The 13,715-nt window shown below is 62.7% G+C and carries 14 protein-coding genes and 2 pseudogenes; 8 read left to right on the forward strand and 8 right to left on the reverse strand.

The genetic code is table 11. The features are described from left to right. Together NMQ14_RS17565 and NMQ14_RS17570 are read right to left on the reverse strand one after the other, a co-directional pair. A pseudogene (locus tag NMQ14_RS17565) lies at window positions 1–442 on the reverse strand (hypothetical protein); the annotation flags it as partial. A gap of 91 nt (window positions 443–533) precedes the next feature. Beyond that, on the reverse strand, window positions 534–1,403 hold the full coding sequence (locus tag NMQ14_RS17570; protein ID WP_257098172.1) for a pirin family protein: 870 nt from the start codon (window positions 1,401–1,403) through the stop codon (window positions 534–536). A gap of 148 nt (window positions 1,404–1,551) precedes the next feature. Here NMQ14_RS17570 and NMQ14_RS19765 point away from each other — a divergent pair. Continuing rightward, window positions 1,552–1,838 (forward strand): annotated as a pseudogene (locus NMQ14_RS19765) (LysR family transcriptional regulator); the annotation flags it as partial. 249 nt (window positions 1,839–2,087) lie between these two features. Further along, window positions 2,088–2,795: a LysR substrate-binding domain-containing protein gene (locus tag NMQ14_RS17580; RefSeq protein ID WP_257098174.1), complete on the forward strand. Its 708-nt coding sequence runs from the start codon at window positions 2,088–2,090 to the stop codon at window positions 2,793–2,795. Here NMQ14_RS17580 and NMQ14_RS17585 read toward each other — a convergent pair. The 5 genes from NMQ14_RS17585 to NMQ14_RS17605 all read right to left on the reverse strand — a co-directional run bounded on the left by NMQ14_RS17585 (window position 2,774) and on the right by NMQ14_RS17605 (window position 8,014). After that, a complete protein-coding gene (locus NMQ14_RS17585) occupies window positions 2,774–4,966 on the reverse strand; it encodes an exonuclease domain-containing protein (RefSeq protein ID WP_257098175.1) in 2,193 nt (730 codons plus the stop codon). The two genes, NMQ14_RS17580 and NMQ14_RS17585, sit on opposite strands and share 22 nt — an antisense overlap. Beyond that, a complete protein-coding gene (locus NMQ14_RS17590; RefSeq protein WP_257098176.1) occupies window positions 4,963–5,337 on the reverse strand; it encodes a response regulator transcription factor in 375 nt (124 codons plus the stop codon). The genes NMQ14_RS17585 and NMQ14_RS17590 overlap by 4 nt, the downstream gene beginning before the upstream one ends. A gap of 114 nt (window positions 5,338–5,451) precedes the next feature. Beyond that, the gene (locus tag NMQ14_RS17595) at window positions 5,452–5,805 is read right to left on the reverse strand and encodes a hypothetical protein (RefSeq protein WP_069039021.1); all 354 of its coding nucleotides are present in this window, start codon (window positions 5,803–5,805) and stop codon (window positions 5,452–5,454) included. A gap of 144 nt (window positions 5,806–5,949) precedes the next feature. Next, on the reverse strand, window positions 5,950–7,755 hold the full coding sequence (locus NMQ14_RS17600) for a sodium:solute symporter family protein (RefSeq protein ID WP_257098177.1): 1,806 nt from the start codon (window positions 7,753–7,755) through the stop codon (window positions 5,950–5,952). 4 nt (window positions 7,756–7,759) lie between these two features. After that, window positions 7,760–8,014, reverse strand: a complete 255-nt coding sequence (locus tag NMQ14_RS17605) for a DUF4212 domain-containing protein (protein WP_069039023.1) — start codon at window positions 8,012–8,014, stop codon at window positions 7,760–7,762. Between the two features lie 234 nt (window positions 8,015–8,248). Between NMQ14_RS17605 and NMQ14_RS17610 the strand changes: the two genes are divergently transcribed. After that, window positions 8,249–9,991, forward strand: a complete 1,743-nt coding sequence (locus tag NMQ14_RS17610; protein WP_257098178.1) for a potassium/proton antiporter — start codon at window positions 8,249–8,251, stop codon at window positions 9,989–9,991. A 412-nt stretch (window positions 9,992–10,403) separates the two neighbouring features. On the opposite strand, the gene NMQ14_RS17615 is transcribed toward NMQ14_RS17610, so the two are convergent. Further along, on the reverse strand, window positions 10,404–11,399 hold the full coding sequence (locus tag NMQ14_RS17615; protein ID WP_257098179.1) for a hypothetical protein: 996 nt from the start codon (window positions 11,397–11,399) through the stop codon (window positions 10,404–10,406). Between the two features lie 238 nt (window positions 11,400–11,637). Between NMQ14_RS17615 and NMQ14_RS17620 the strand changes: the two genes are divergently transcribed. Genes NMQ14_RS17620 through NMQ14_RS17635 form a run of 5 tightly spaced genes read left to right on the forward strand, consistent with a single transcriptional unit; the run spans window position 11,638 to window position 13,617 of the window. Next, a complete protein-coding gene (locus NMQ14_RS17620; protein ID WP_257098180.1) occupies window positions 11,638–12,054 on the forward strand; it encodes a hypothetical protein in 417 nt (138 codons plus the stop codon). A 52-nt stretch (window positions 12,055–12,106) separates the two neighbouring features. Continuing rightward, window positions 12,107–12,622 (forward strand): hypothetical protein, encoded by a 516-nt coding sequence (locus NMQ14_RS17625; RefSeq protein ID WP_257098181.1) that lies wholly within the window; start codon window positions 12,107–12,109, stop codon window positions 12,620–12,622. Then, window positions 12,619–13,164: a replication initiation factor domain-containing protein gene (locus tag NMQ14_RS19870; protein ID WP_373457207.1), complete on the forward strand. Its 546-nt coding sequence runs from the start codon at window positions 12,619–12,621 to the stop codon at window positions 13,162–13,164. Before NMQ14_RS17625 ends, NMQ14_RS19870 begins: the two co-directional genes overlap by 4 nt. After that, window positions 13,161–13,400, forward strand: coding sequence for a hypothetical protein (locus NMQ14_RS17630; RefSeq protein ID WP_257098182.1), 240 nt, complete (start codon window positions 13,161–13,163; stop codon window positions 13,398–13,400). The genes NMQ14_RS19870 and NMQ14_RS17630 overlap by 4 nt, the downstream gene beginning before the upstream one ends. Window positions 13,401–13,419: 19 nt before the next feature. Next, on the forward strand, window positions 13,420–13,617 hold the full coding sequence (locus tag NMQ14_RS17635; protein ID WP_257098186.1) for a hypothetical protein: 198 nt from the start codon (window positions 13,420–13,422) through the stop codon (window positions 13,615–13,617). The last annotated feature ends 98 nt before the right edge of the window (window positions 13,618–13,715 follow it).

The raw sequence follows: 13,715 nt of genomic DNA on the forward strand, positions 1-13,715 counted from the left end.
CCCCCAACGCAGTGCGCAGCCTTCTAAACACCAACCCGTAGGGCCCTGGGCTGATGCCCTCCATAGCTGCGTTGCAGATCCTTGACTGACGGCCAGTCAGTCTGCGTCTCTGCGCCTTGCTCTGAAGGGCATCAGCCCAGGGCGCATTGGACAAACCGACCGAGAACAGCCCCCTGTTGATCTGCCCTGGCCGAGCAACGTAGGGCGCGTCCGTGAACATCTCCTTCAGCTCCGGCATCAACGGGCCGTTCGGGCCCTGTTCGAAGCTGGTGGTCAGGATGGTCGGCAGCTGGAAGTATTTCGCCAGGTCAGCGGTGGCCAGCACGTTGTTGCGGAACTTGTCGGGGTCGATGTCGCGCACCAGCGACAGCAGACCGGCCTGATGGTCCACCAGCAGCATCACGGCGTTGTCCTTGTCCAGCTTTCTGTAGGGCTTGTTCATGTCGTTCTCCTTGCGGTTGGGGGTCGTCAGCCTGCAAGGCGTCGGGCGGTGTGAGCCCTGCGCGCCCGGTGCGCGCAGGGGATGAAACGGATCAGGTCGTCGCGGCCGTCTCGAAGCGGCCGCTGTTGAAGTCGTCTATGGCTTCGCGGATTTCCTCCTTCGTGTTCATCACGAAGGGGCCGTAGCCGGCGATCGGTTCGTCGATCGGTTCGCCGGCCAGCAGCAGCACGCTGGCGTCGGCATCGGCGGCGATCGAAAACGTGCTGCCCTCGCGGTGGTACAGCGCCATCTGCGCCTCGCGCACCGGCTGGCTGCCGTTGGCGCGGATCAGGCCGTGAAGCACCACCAGCGCCAGCGTGTGGCCGTCCGGCACCGTCAGTTCGAGGTTCGCACCGGCCTTCAGCTTCAGGTCCCACACCTCGACGGGCGTGAAGGTGCGGGCCGGGCCGCGATGGCCAAGGTACTCGCCGGCGATGACGCGCAGATGTCCCGCGCCCCCGGGCAGTTCGACTACCGGAATGTCGGTCTTCGCCAGATGCTGGTAGCCCGGCGTGGCGCGCTTGTCGCGCGCCGGCAGGTTCACCCACAGCTGCACCATTTCCAGCGGACCGCCGCGGCGGGTGAATTCGGGCGAGTGGAATTCCTCGTGGATGATGCCGGCACCGGCGGTCATCCACTGCACATCGCCCGGGCCGATGACGCCGCCGGCGCCGGTCGAGTCCTGATGCGCCACCTCGCCGGCATAGACGATGGTGACCGTTTCGAAGCCGCGGTGCGGGTGGCGGCCGACGCCGCGTGGCGTGTCCGACGGTTCGAATTCGGCCGGGCCGGCGTAGTCGAGCAGCAGGAAGGGGCTGACATGGCGCCCCATCGAGTCATACGAAAACAGCGAACGCACCGGAAAGCCGTCGCCGACCCAGTGACCTTTCGGTGCGCTGTACAGACCTGAAATCTTCTTCATGGTGTTTCTCCCGTTCGTTGGCAGCGTTCCGCCGGAAGCGTGCTGCGTTGAGGTGAATACTAGATTCAGGACAATCGATGCACTAGACGGCAAAATGGCACTTCAGCGTTCCATGAGTGGAACGATGGAGGGTGCGATGGCCACTGCAATGCAGGATCTGAACGATCTGTACTTCTTCACCCGGGGGGTCGAGCACGGCGGCTTCGCGCCGGCCGCGCGTGCACTCGACATGCACAAGTCGAAACTGAGCCGGCGCATCGCGCTGCTCGAAGAGCGCCTCGGCGTACGCCTGATCCAGCGCTCGACGCGGCGCTTCGCGGTGACCGAGATCGGCCAGGCCTATTACGGGCATTGCGTGGCGATGCGGGTCGAAGCCGAAGCGGCGCAGGAGACGATAGAACGCACGCGCGCCGAGCCGCAGGGCATCGTGCGGCCGGGGTCTGCCGGCACTCAATCGCGCTTCGCGTTTGCAATGAGCACCTTGCGGGCAAGGCGCGCGACGCAGGAGAGACTGGCTGTCTCTGCAAGGAGCGGCAACGCAGTCCGCAAGGTGCTCACTGCAAACCCGGAGGGCGCGAGCCCTGTTGCCCCCAGCTCTGCGTTGTACCTCCTCGGCTGACGGCCAGTCAGCCAGCGTCGGCACGCCTTGATCGGGGGGCAACAGCACTCGCGCGCGAAGCGCGATTGAGTGTCGGCAGACCCCTTTGCCCGACCGCGCTGCTCGAATACCAGGTGGCGGACATCCTGTCGCGCTACATGGCCGAGTGCCCGCGCGTGCAGCTCCACGTCGAAAGCACGAACCGCCGCGTGGACGTGATCCGCGAAGGATTTGACCTGGCGATCCGGGTGCGCTTTCCGCCGCTGGAAGACACCGATCTCGTCATGAAGGTGCTGGGCGACAGCCACCAGCGGCTGGTTGCGCACCCGCGCCTGGTCGAGCCACTGGCCGGCCCGTGCGTGCCGGCCGACCTGTCGGCGCTGCCGAGCGTCGCCTGGGGGCCGGCGCAGCGCGAACACCGCTGGAATCTGCAGGGGCCGGACGGTGCCAGCGCCCAGGTGGCGCACACGCCCCGGCTGGTCACCGACGACCTGTCGGCACTGCGCAGCGCCGCATTGCACGGCGTCGGCGTCGCGCAGCTGCCGACCATGATGGTGCGCGACGATATCGAAGCGGGCCGCCTGATCGACGTGCTGCCGCGCTGGGCACCGCGCAGCGGCATCGCACATGTGGTGTTTCCGTCGCGCCGCGGCCTGCTGCCGGCGGTACGCGGGCTGGTCGACGCTTTGAGTCGGGGCTATGTGGTTGCGGATGCGCCCGACCCGCGTGCGACGCATCCGCCCGCAACTCCGACAGCCGTTCCGACGACCGATCAGTACTTCAATCGCGCGTAATACGTCTGCTGCGCCGCTTCGCGCGCTTCGCCCAGCGTGTGGATGCCCTTTTCCGCGAGCAGCGGAATCAGGCGCAGGAACACCTCGGCCGTGACGATGGCGTCACCGAGCGCGGTGTGGCGGCCGATGACGGTGATGTTGAAGCGTTCGGCGATGGCCTCGAGCCGGTGCGATTCCTGATTCGGGTGCACCAGCGCCGACAGCAGCAGCGTGTCCAGCACCGGCTGTTCGAAGCGCAGCCCGGTGGCCGCTTCCTTCAGTTGCAGGAAGCGCATGTCGAAGGCGGCGTTGTGCGCGACCAGCACGGTGTCCTGCGCGAACGCATGGAAGGCCGGCAGCACGGCGGCGATGGTCGGCTGACCGTCCACCTGGTTCTGCGTGATGCCATGGATCGGAATCGATGATGCAGGAATCGGCCGCTGCGGGTCGACCAGCTGTTCGAAGCTTTCCTGCCGCAGCAGCTTGCCATTGACGATGCGCGCCGCGCCGATCTGGATGATTTCGTCACCACCGCCCGGGTTCAGCCCGGTGGTTTCGGTGTCGAACACCGTGTAGGTGAGTTCGGTGAGCAGACGGTCGGCCAGCGCGCAGCCGGATTCGCTGGTCTGGAACAGATCGAAGTCGTAATACTCGGGCCGGCTGCCGAGCGGGAACAATTCGGCCGCGTCGAGCTGTTCCCGCTCGCTCGCCAGCGGCAGCAGGAAGCGGAAGAAGGCGCGGTGACGCACCCGCTCGCGCTCCAGCCAGAATTCACCGCCGTGCCGTTCCACCACGTCGCGCACCGACAGCGGCGAGCGTTCGCCGCCGCTGACCATGTCGTCCATCTGCCAGCCCATGATGGTTTCGGTGCTCATGGTCTGGCCCTGCCAGATCAGGTCGAGGTGGGCCCGCCCGGCCTGCGCCGCGCGACCCAGGCGCAGGCTCACGCTGCGGATGTCGTACTCGTCGGCCAGCCGCTCGGCCAGCGAGGCCAGCGCCTGCAGCAGCGAAAAGCTGTCCACCTTGAGCCACAGCGCACCGCCGCCGTCATCGTCTTCTTCGATCCCGGCGCGCAGCCCGCCCGGCACGTCGATGCGCCGCTGCGCCGCCGACAGCAGGTCTTCGCCCAGCATGTCTTCCAGCGGCCAGCGCGTCTTGATGCCTTTTGCGGCGTTGTCGGCCAGCGTGTGCAGGCGCGCGCCCATCGCGCCGATCTCGTCGCGGATCACCGTCTGGAAGCGCTCGCGCATCGCCGGCTCGAGATCGGGCAGGTCGAGCATGTCGATCGCCGCCTGCATGCTGGCGAGCGACGCGCGGCTGCCTTCGGTCAGCGCGAGCAGCAGCGCATCGCGCGCCGACTCTTCTTCGAACTCGCGCGTGATGTTGTCCAGCATCAGCACGAAACCGGTGATCGAGGCGCCGTCGCCGTCGTCGGGCGCACGGGTGACCGCGGTCATCTGGGCGCGCAGCAACTGCCCGGCGCGCGTGGTGGTGACGAACTGCGCCGACGGACTGGCCACGCCGCGCTGCCGGCGCTGCTGGATGTTCTCCAGCGCGTGCGCCACCCGCTTGCGGTCGAACACGGTGTAGATCGAGCGTCCGAGCCCGATCAGTTCGGCGCCCGACGCTACTCCCGGTGCATCGGACAGCGCGCGGAACTGCAATCGGGCGCGCGTGTTGTACAGCAGGATGCGGCCGTCGAGGTTGCACACCACGACGCTCTGCGTCAGTTCCGACATCAGCGCGGCGAGCCGGCTGCGCTCCTGCTCGATCGAGCGGCTCGCCTCCCGCACCTGCTGTGCCACGTCGGCGCGCAGGGCGTCGCGTTGCTGCGCCAGCGCAAGGATGACCTCGCCCAGCGCGCGGTTGTCGGGTGTGCCGTGCGCGTTCGGCGCGCGTGTCGCGTCGGTGCCGAGCAGCGTGCGGGCTTCTTCGAGCAGGCGCGCCGGCGGTTTGATGTAATGGCGCACCAGCGCGTTGAGGCCGGGTGCAACGCCTAGCAGCACGAACAGCAGCGTCAGGCCGCCCAGCGCCGCCATGCTGTCGGCAAGCTCACCGAGCGCGCTGCGGCCGGCCGGCTCCAGCGTCGACCACACCAGGGCGACGGTGACCGCCGCCCACAGCAGCATGACGCCGCCCAGGGCGGCCAGCGCCAGCAGCACGCGCCGATCCGGCCGGTTGCGCGGATTCACGCGGTGACGTCGAGCAGGGCGCGCACCTGCTGCTGCAGCGCCTGGGTGGGACAGGGTTTGGTCAGATAGGCGTCGGCGCCGAGCGCGAGGCCCTTGGCGATGTCGGTGTCGCGACCCTTCGCGCTCAGCAGCACGATGCGCGGACCGGACGGCGCGTCCTGCGCGCGCAGCGCCTGGCAGACGTCGAAGCTGCTGTGGCCGGCGGCATTCAGGTCGAGCAGCACGAGCTCGGGCGGCTGCTCCGCGACGGCGGCCAGCGTGGCCGCGTCATTGTGTGCGACTGAAACGTCGAAGCCTTCGCGCCGGAACATGAATTCCAGCGACATCCGCATATTGGGGTCGTCGACCGCAATCAGGATGCGATGCGTCATCGTGATCTCCTCCTTCTGCAGCCCGCGCGGGGTCCGGCGGGCCTCTTGTAGGCTGCACTCTAGCCTCCGGCAAAGGCCGGCGCCTTGCGCTGGATCAGACCCGGTGCTGCCGGCTCAGGCCGTCTTTTTTCCGGTCTGCAGGTGGGCGTGCCGGCTGAGCGCAAAGCTGGCGAAGAACTTGCACCAGATGGTCGAGCCGGCGATGGCCGACCAGACTTCATACGACAGCGAACCGCTGACCACGCCGAGGATGACAAACACCACGACGATGCCGGCCACCAGGTTGATCGTCATTTCATAGGGTGCCCAGCGCGCGGCGTCGGCCGGCGGCTCGCCGCGCTTGATCGCCACTTCCGAGAAATCGCGCTTGACCATGATGCGCCAGGCGCGGCGCAGCCAGAAAAAGGCCATCGGGAACAGCGCGAGAAACAATATCCACGTCATTGCGACGCTGATGTCGAAAACCATGTCGGGCTCCTGACCTGCTCCGCCGGCAGGTCTGCGCGGCGGATGCGGGAGAAAAAAGGCCCCGCCGGCAGGACCGGCGAGGCCTCACATTAAACCATCAGTCCGCGCAGCGGGCCGATGGTCCGGTCAGCATGAACCGCGTGCTCAGTGCGCGCCGTCCACCGCCTTGGAACCGCGCGGGATGCGCACGGCTTCGACCATGTGCTGGATGTGCTCCGGCGGTTCCTTGGTCACCTTGTCCACCGCGAAGGCAACGATGAAGTTCACCAGCGCGCCCACGGCACCGAAGGCTTCCGGCGTGATGCCGAAGAAGCTGTTCGCGCCGCCGATCATGTCGACGAACTCGGTACCCTTCACGAAGAAGATGCCCTTGTGCGCGAACACGTAGAACAGCGTGATGGCCAGGCCTGCCAGCATGCCGGCGATGGCACCTTCCTTGTTCATCTTCTTCGAGAAGATGCCCATCATGATGGCCGGGAACAGCGACGATGCCGCGATACCGAAAGCCAGGGCCACCGTACCGGCCGCGAACCCGGGTGGATTCAGGCCGAGCCAGCCGGAGATCACGATGGCCACCGCCATGGCGATCTTGCCTGCCAGCAGTTCGTTTTTCTCGCTGATGTCAGGAACAAAGATGTTCTTGATCAGGTCGTGCGACACGGCGGACGAGATGGCCATCAGCAGGCCGGCAGCGGTCGACAGCGCCGCAGCAAGACCACCCGCAGCCACCAGTGCGATCACCCAGTTGGGCAGCAGCGCGATTTCCGGATTGGCCAGCACGATGATGTCGGCGTTAACCGTCAGTTCGTTGCCCTTCCAGCCGGCCGCTTCGGCCTTCGCCGCCGCTTCTTCGCTCTTCGGCTTGTCGTTGTAGTACTGGATGCGACCGTCGCCGTTCTTGTCCTCGAACTTCAGCAGGCCGGTCTTTTCCCAGCGCTTCATCCAGTCCGGACGATCATCGGCCTTGATGCTCGACTCTTCGGCGTACAGGTCACCGCCCTTGACGACAGCCGTATTGACCGTGCCGTGCAGGTTGAGCTTGGCCATCGCCGCGACAGCCGGAGCGGTCGTGTAGAGAATGGCGATGAACACCAGCGCCCAGCCGGCCGAGCTGCGTGCGTCCTTGACCGTCGGAACGGTGAAGAATCGCATGATCACGTGCGGCAGACCGGCGGTACCGATCATCAGCGACAGCGTGTACACGAACATGTTGAGCGTCGAGCCCGCCGTGGTCGTGGTGTATTGGCCGAAGCCCAGATCGGTCACGACCATGTCGAGCTTGCTCAGCAGCGACACGTCGGTACCCACCATGTTCGAACCCAGGCCCAGTTGCGGGATCGGCATGCCGGTGAGCTGCAGCGAAATGAAGATGGCCGGCACCGTGTAGGCCAGGATCAGCACGATGTATTGCGCGACCTGCGTGTAGGTGATGCCCTTCATGCCGCCGAACACGGCGTACAGGAACACGATGCCCATGCCGACATAGATGCCCACTTCCGACGACACGCCGAGGAAGCGCGAGAACGCCACGCCCACACCGGTCATCTGGCCGATGATGTAGGTGATCGATGCAGTCAGCAGGCAGATCACGGCCACCATCGAGGCCGACTTCGAGTAGAAGCGGTCGCCGATGAACTGCGGCACCGTGAACTTGCCGAACTTGCGCAGGTACGGCGCCAGCAGCATGGCCAGCAGCACGTAACCGCCGGTCCAGCCCATCAGGAACAGACCGCCGCCGTAACCCATGTTGGAAATCAGGCCGGCCATCGAAATGAAGGACGCAGCCGACATCCAGTCAGCTGCGGTCGCCATGCCGTTGGTGACCGGGTGCACGCTGCCGCCGGCAGCGTAGAACTCGCTCGTCGATCCTGCACGAGCCCAGATGGCGATGCCGATGTAGAGCGCGAAGCTCAGGCCGACACCGATGTAGATGGTTGTTTGCAGATCCATGGCATCAATCCTCGTGTACGTCGAACTGACGGTCAATGTCGCCCATCTTCTTGGCGTAATAGAAGATCAACGCGATGAAGACGTAGATCGAGCCCTGCTGTGCAAACCAGAATCCGAGCGGATAGCCGCCCAGCTTGATGCCGTTGAGTGCGTCCGCGAACAGGATGCCGGCGCCGAACGACACCACGAACCAGACGATCAGGATCTTGGTGAGCAGGCCCAATGTGGCTTGCCAGTAGCCACTGTTACCTTTTTCCATGGGTGTTTCTCCTCCGATGTTTTTTGAACTACCCGGCTCCGCGGCTTTTGTGCCGGAGCTTTTCTGACCGTGATGCCGGGCGCCCTTTACTGCTGCGTGCCGGATACTAGGGTGCTTACCTTACGGCAAGCTTATGCGGCGCCAGCGGCCGTGACCCGGTGGAGTGATGGCGCCTACGCATGCCGGATGACCATCCGGCGCGGCAAAGCCGTCATCCCGTGATAGTTTCGGCGCATGGTCGCAATCAACGGATATCTTCTGCTGGCCGGCCTGCTGCTGTTTGCAAGCGTGCTCGGCAGCACCGTGTCCACCCGGCTCGGGCTCCCGCTGCTGCTGCTGTTTCTCGTGGTCGGCATGCTGGCCGGCGAGGACGGGCCGGGCGGCATCCTGTTCAGCGACTTCACGACCGCCACGCTGGTCGGCCAGCTCGCGCTCGCCGTCATCCTGCTCGACGGCGGTCTGCGTACCCGCACCGAAACCTTCCGTGTGGCGCTGCGCCCGGCGGCCGTGCTGGCCAGCTGGGGCGTGGTCGCCACCGCGCTGCCGCTCGGCCTGTTCGCTACCTGGCTGCTCGATGTGGACTGGCGGCTCGGCATGCTGCTGGCCGCCATCGTCGGTTCGACCGACGCCGCAGCCGTGTTCGCGCTGCTGCGCAACAGCGGGGTGCGCCTGAACCAGCGGGTGAAGGCCACGCTGGAGATCGAATCCGGCGCCAATGACCCGATGGCCATCCTGATGGTCACCATGCTGGTCGAAATGCTGCTGCACCCGGAACAGTCGAGCCCGCTGCGCTTCGCGCTGATGCTGGTCAGCCAGATGGGGCTGGGTGCACTGGCCGGCCTCGCCGGCGGCTGGGTGCTGGCGCGCCTGCTGCGCCGGCTCAAGCTGGCCGAAGGCCTGTATGCCTTGCTCATCCTGTCCGGCGGTCTGCTGATCTTCGCCGCCACCAACCTGCTCAACGGCAGCGGTTTTCTCGCCATATATATAGCGGGGCTCATCGTGGGCAACCGGCGCAGCCACGCGACCGAACACGTGCTGCGCGTGATGGACGGCCTGGCCTGGCTGGCGCAGGCCGGCATGTTCGTCGTGCTCGGCCTGCTGGTCACGCCGTCGCACCTGCTCGACCATGCTTGGGAAGCGATGGCAATGGCGGTGTTCCTGATCCTGGTTGCGCGCCCGTTCGCGGTCGCCACCGGCCTGCTGCCCTTCCGCTACCCGGTGCGCGAGGTGGCCTACATCTCGTGGGTCGGGCTGCGCGGCGCCGTGCCCATCGTACTGGCCATCGTGCCGGTCATGATGGGCGTGCCCGATTCGCTGCTGCTGTTCGACGTCGCCTTCGCCGTCGTGCTGCTGTCGCTGCTGGTGCAGGGCGCCACGGTGCCAGCGGCTGCACGGGTGTTCGGCGTCGAAGTGCCGCCGCGCGACGAGCCGGTGGACCGGCGCGAAGTGTGGGTCGGCGGCGACGCCGCGCTGGAACTGCTCGAATATCTCGTCGGTGCCGGCTCCGCAGCCGAAGGACGCCACCCCGATGACATCGCGGCCGACTTTGGCGAACCCGGCGAAGTGCGCTGCGTGGCCGTCACGCGCGTCCAGCGCCTGGTGCGCCTGCAGCCGGCGTCCCGGCTGGCCGAAGGCGACGCGGTGTGGTTCGCCGCGCCGGAAGCGCTCGCCGAACCGATCGCCCGCGCCTTCGGCGCCGTGTCCGGCGGCCTGAGTGCGCACGCGGGTTTCTTCGGCGAATTCGTCGTCGACCCCAGCTGCCGAGCCGGCGACCTCGCACTGAACTACGGCTTCGAACTGTCGCCCGACGATGCCGAACTCGACCTGAAGACGCTGATGCTGTTCCGCCTCGGCCGCGGCGCCGTCGTCGGCGACCGCGTCAGCGTCGGCGCCATCCAGCTCACCGTGCGCCGCATGGACGCCGCCGGCAATGTGGTCGCAGTGGGGTTGAAGGTGCCGCAGGCGGGGGAGCGCTGAGCGTCTGACGGAACCCGGAAACAAAAAGCGGCCCGCATCGCTGCGGGCCGCTTGAGTGCTGGTGGGTTGTGAGTGGCTCGAACACTCCACCTACGGATTAAGAGTCAGTTAAGAGTTTGTAATTGTTTTTAGTTTCAGTCACTTGTACGTTTGCCGTCAGAGTCAGAGCGACTCATTCAAGTCTTAAGCAACCTCTTCAAACCATTGTTTGGCACAACTGTGGCACAGAAAAACCTACCGTTTCGTTCGGCGAGACGGCACGAACAACATAGTCCCGAGGCCAAGTGCGCTGTTGTAGGCATTCACAGCGCGGCCTAGCTTGGCGGCGCTACGCTCTAGATCGGCGTTTGAGATCTGCACAGTACCGTTGTCCTTGGACGTAAGCTGCTTAAAGAGCCAATCATCGGTTTTCTCAGGTTGGCGTGTCTTCATTTTCGACGATCCTCCTCAGATCCAATAAAGCAAACTCAAGACGTATGCGCAATGCAAAAGTTTCAAGAACTTCTCTGTACTTGTTACGGAAGCGGTCGTCAAACACCCCTGCTTCTGGATGAAAAATTGACACGACTACGTCTGCGTCCAAGTTAGTCAACTTTATAGGGTAACACAAGAGACTCCCGTCTTCGTCGTCATTTTCTTTGCACACGGTTACGTATCGTGGCGTTTTCTTCGTTTTTTCGTTAAGAACGCTGCTTATCGCAATTAATCGTTCGCTCTTGAAGCATGTCATTATTGTAGAGTTTTCATTCGATAGGCCTCCAACGAATGCGCTTATTTTGTGATTTGCAGGAAAGCTGCAAATAAAGTCCCTCAAAACTCCATTTTGAATGAACGCTAAGCTTGTTGTTATATTTCCGACTGGGCTTCCGGGCTTTTGTGTAAGAAACCCAAACGTGTGATGAATGGCCTCGACGATTCGATTAATTTGCGCTTTTGGATTTGTTATTTCCTTAAAAACCCGGTCTGCTGTGATGGCTTCTCCACGCTTCTTTATTTCGCTAAACGACTGATGGCATTCAACAAATCTCTTTTCTTTGTACCCCACGATTCCATCTAAGGCTTTGAGCACTAGTTGAGGGGCGTTTTCCCAGCTTATTGGTTCAGTTCTCAATGATTTAACGATCACTGAGCGAATTAAACATGAAATAGGTACCCAAATAACGATTGATAAAATCATTGCATAGACTATATTTTCATCTAAAAAATCAGCAATTTTTGGTACCGCTGCGCGAATCTTTGAGCTAAATTTATCCGAAGAATAATAGGCGGTTAGAAGCGACGGAAAAATGCTTATCCATGCTGCCCAAAAGTACGCAAAAATAAGTTTGTGCGACCAGAAATAAGAGCGAAGTCTCGTCAGAAATCTAATTATTGAGTTTCTTGGAACATAGTAAAAATAATGCAGCATTTATTATCCTTCTATTTGCCTTTTGATATACTGCAAACGTATTTTGCATGAGTCTAACTTCATAAAGTCGGTAGCACAAATCCATAGGAGGGTCCCGCCGCCCGGCCCTGCAGAGGCAGGGGCGGCGGGAGGTACCTGTGGAGTTGTGCGGATTACGCGTGTCGCTCGTTGCCCTGTGACCTCTCACGGCACAAGCCTCAAAGAAGGTTGATGATTACCCCTCCCTGCAGTATTGTCAGTGGCTTACGGCGTTGAAAGAGTAGCTATGCCATACACCGGCCCTGACTTCGAGAAGAACCGCTCCAATCTTGCCGAACTCACTCCTGAGCAAGTCCAGGAGATGTACCGGATCGAGCGCGATGCGTTCGCGGCTTTCAAGGGTACGTTCGATGAGCTTGAGGCTGCGATTGGCATGCTCCATTTAGGGCATCACCTAGGCTGGAAGCCGCTCGTCTTGATTCACAACAAGCGCACGCTCAGGAAGTACGAAGAGATTCTCAACATCAACGTTCGTGAGCTGTTCCCGGAAGAGGGGCCGAGTGCTTCGCGCTCCCGCGGGTACGCGATCGCCAAGCAGATCGGCAATTTTTGGAAAGCGGTTAGCGGCGAGCTCAAGGACGAAGAGCTCAAAGCTCAACGCCGTGATTTGGTCTAGGGGTACTCAAAACCCTTGGCAGGGCTTTCAGTACCCCTTTACTCTTGGGGGTATGGAAAACCCCTCGCATCTGTTCGCCTTACATGCCGAGTCCTCCGAGCACCGTCCAGCTGTGCCGGATGCGGACTTGTACGCACCGCCACAGCTGGACGGTGCTCTGTCATCGGATGGGGACGTTCCGGAAGAGTGGGACGGCACATCCCCCCGTTTGGTAATACGGGGGGAAAACCACTCCCAAGAGGCCAACGGAGCCGCCGCGTTCGTCGATTGGCTCAACGTCACATTCAAGTTTAGTCCCACCAGCACCACGTCCATCACAGAGCTTGATTCACGTCTGCGCGAAGCCTTCGGCTTCGGGCTTAGCAGGAATCGAAAGCGCGGGCATCTCAACTACGAGATGTCATGGGAGCTTGGTCGCGAGTTCGGGATCTTCGCGACTGGTGGCGGCTCTGTGGGCGGCACATCGTTTCTATCGATTTCCGGCACGGGTTGTACGGCGGTCAAGGACTGGAAGGCAGTCTATGAACTGCTACAAGCACTCCAAGCGCGGATCACGCGTGTCGTCTGACCCATGACGATCTTCTCGGTATCCACGACATCAAGGGTGCCGTTGCCGGCTATCTGGCGGGCGATTTCAACAGCCATCACGGCCGCCCGCCCAAGGCGGAGTACATCGACGATTTCGATTCGCAGCGCGGCAAGACCCTCTACGTCGGCAGTCGTGAGAGCGGCAAACTTCTACGCGTCTATGAGAAGGGCAAACAGCTTGGCTCGCCAGACAGTCCTTGGGTTCGCTGGGAACTGGAACTGCACAACAAGGACCGGGTAATCCCGCATGAGGTGCTTGTAACCCCGGGCGCATACCTCGCGACCGCATACCCGTGCCTTGCTTGGATATCCGACACCCAGTGCCGCATTCGAACCCTTTCCACTACCGCCTGCATCAACCTCGACTCATTGCTGAAGCATTGCAGGGGCAGCTACGGCAAGTTGATCTGGACGCTTTGGAAGGTTCTCGAATATCCACCTGAACTGATCGTCTCAAAACTCGCGATGGAAGGTGTCCCGCCTCGCCTCTACTTGCCGGTTGTCGGTGGGGGTGACGTATGACCGATCTATCCCTACTGGCCGAGGATGATTTGGATTGGGCGTTCGGCGAATTGCTCCATCTGGTGTCGAAAGCATCGCATATCGACGTGCTTCCGCACCGCTACGACCCCAAGCTGTTCTATGCCTGCATGTGCGTCATCAATAGACAACCGCTCGCGGTCCGTCGCTTCTGTCTGGATGAAGTGCTGAACCTCATTTTCAGGATGACGGGCCGTGCGCACCCTTTCACTCGCTGAGGCTGCTGCCTTCCTGAAGATGCACCCGGAGGAAGTCCGTCGCCGGGCCAAGCGCGGCGTCATACCCGGAGCGAAGGCAGGGCGCTCCTGGGTGTTCATCGACATCGACCTTGCCGACTATCTGCGGTCTCTCTATGCTGGCTCTCGGCAAGCGTTGCGAGTGACTTTTGGAAAGGAGAAAGTTGAATGTCACTCTTCAAACGCGGAAGAACGGTAAGCGTCCGACCGCCGCCGTCTTCCCTTCCCTGATCCAGCGCGTAATCATCGCCCGCACTCGGGCACCTCAATGTTGTGTCCACAAAGGAGATCATGGAC

Source organism: Methyloversatilis sp. XJ19-13 (genome assembly GCF_024580155.1).
GTDB lineage: Bacteria > Pseudomonadota > Gammaproteobacteria > Burkholderiales > Rhodocyclaceae > Methyloversatilis.

What these genes read in the sequence shown, in the direction of transcription:
- NMQ14_RS17590 (WP_257098176.1), bottom strand. Translation starts at nt 5,337, where the DNA reads ATGACGCATCGCATCCTGATTGCGGTCGACGACCCCAATATGCGGATG.
- NMQ14_RS17605 (WP_069039023.1), bottom strand. Translation starts at nt 8,014, where the DNA reads ATGGAAAAAGGTAACAGTGGCTACTGGCAAGCCACATTGGGCCTGCTC.
- NMQ14_RS17630 (WP_257098182.1), top strand. Translation starts at nt 13,161, where the DNA reads ATGACCGATCTATCCCTACTGGCCGAGGATGATTTGGATTGGGCGTTC.
- NMQ14_RS17635 (WP_257098186.1), top strand. Translation starts at nt 13,420, where the DNA reads ATGCACCCGGAGGAAGTCCGTCGCCGGGCCAAGCGCGGCGTCATACCC.
- NMQ14_RS17615 (WP_257098179.1), bottom strand. Translation starts at nt 11,399, where the DNA reads ATGCTGCATTATTTTTACTATGTTCCAAGAAACTCAATAATTAGATTT.
- NMQ14_RS17625 (WP_257098181.1), top strand. Translation starts at nt 12,107, where the DNA reads ATGGAAAACCCCTCGCATCTGTTCGCCTTACATGCCGAGTCCTCCGAG.
- NMQ14_RS17595 (WP_069039021.1), bottom strand. Translation starts at nt 5,805, where the DNA reads ATGGTTTTCGACATCAGCGTCGCAATGACGTGGATATTGTTTCTCGCG.
- NMQ14_RS17570 (WP_257098172.1), bottom strand. Translation starts at nt 1,403, where the DNA reads ATGAAGAAGATTTCAGGTCTGTACAGCGCACCGAAAGGTCACTGGGTC.
- NMQ14_RS17600 (WP_257098177.1), bottom strand. Translation starts at nt 7,755, where the DNA reads ATGGATCTGCAAACAACCATCTACATCGGTGTCGGCCTGAGCTTCGCG.
- NMQ14_RS17610 (WP_257098178.1), top strand. Translation starts at nt 8,249, where the DNA reads ATGGTCGCAATCAACGGATATCTTCTGCTGGCCGGCCTGCTGCTGTTT.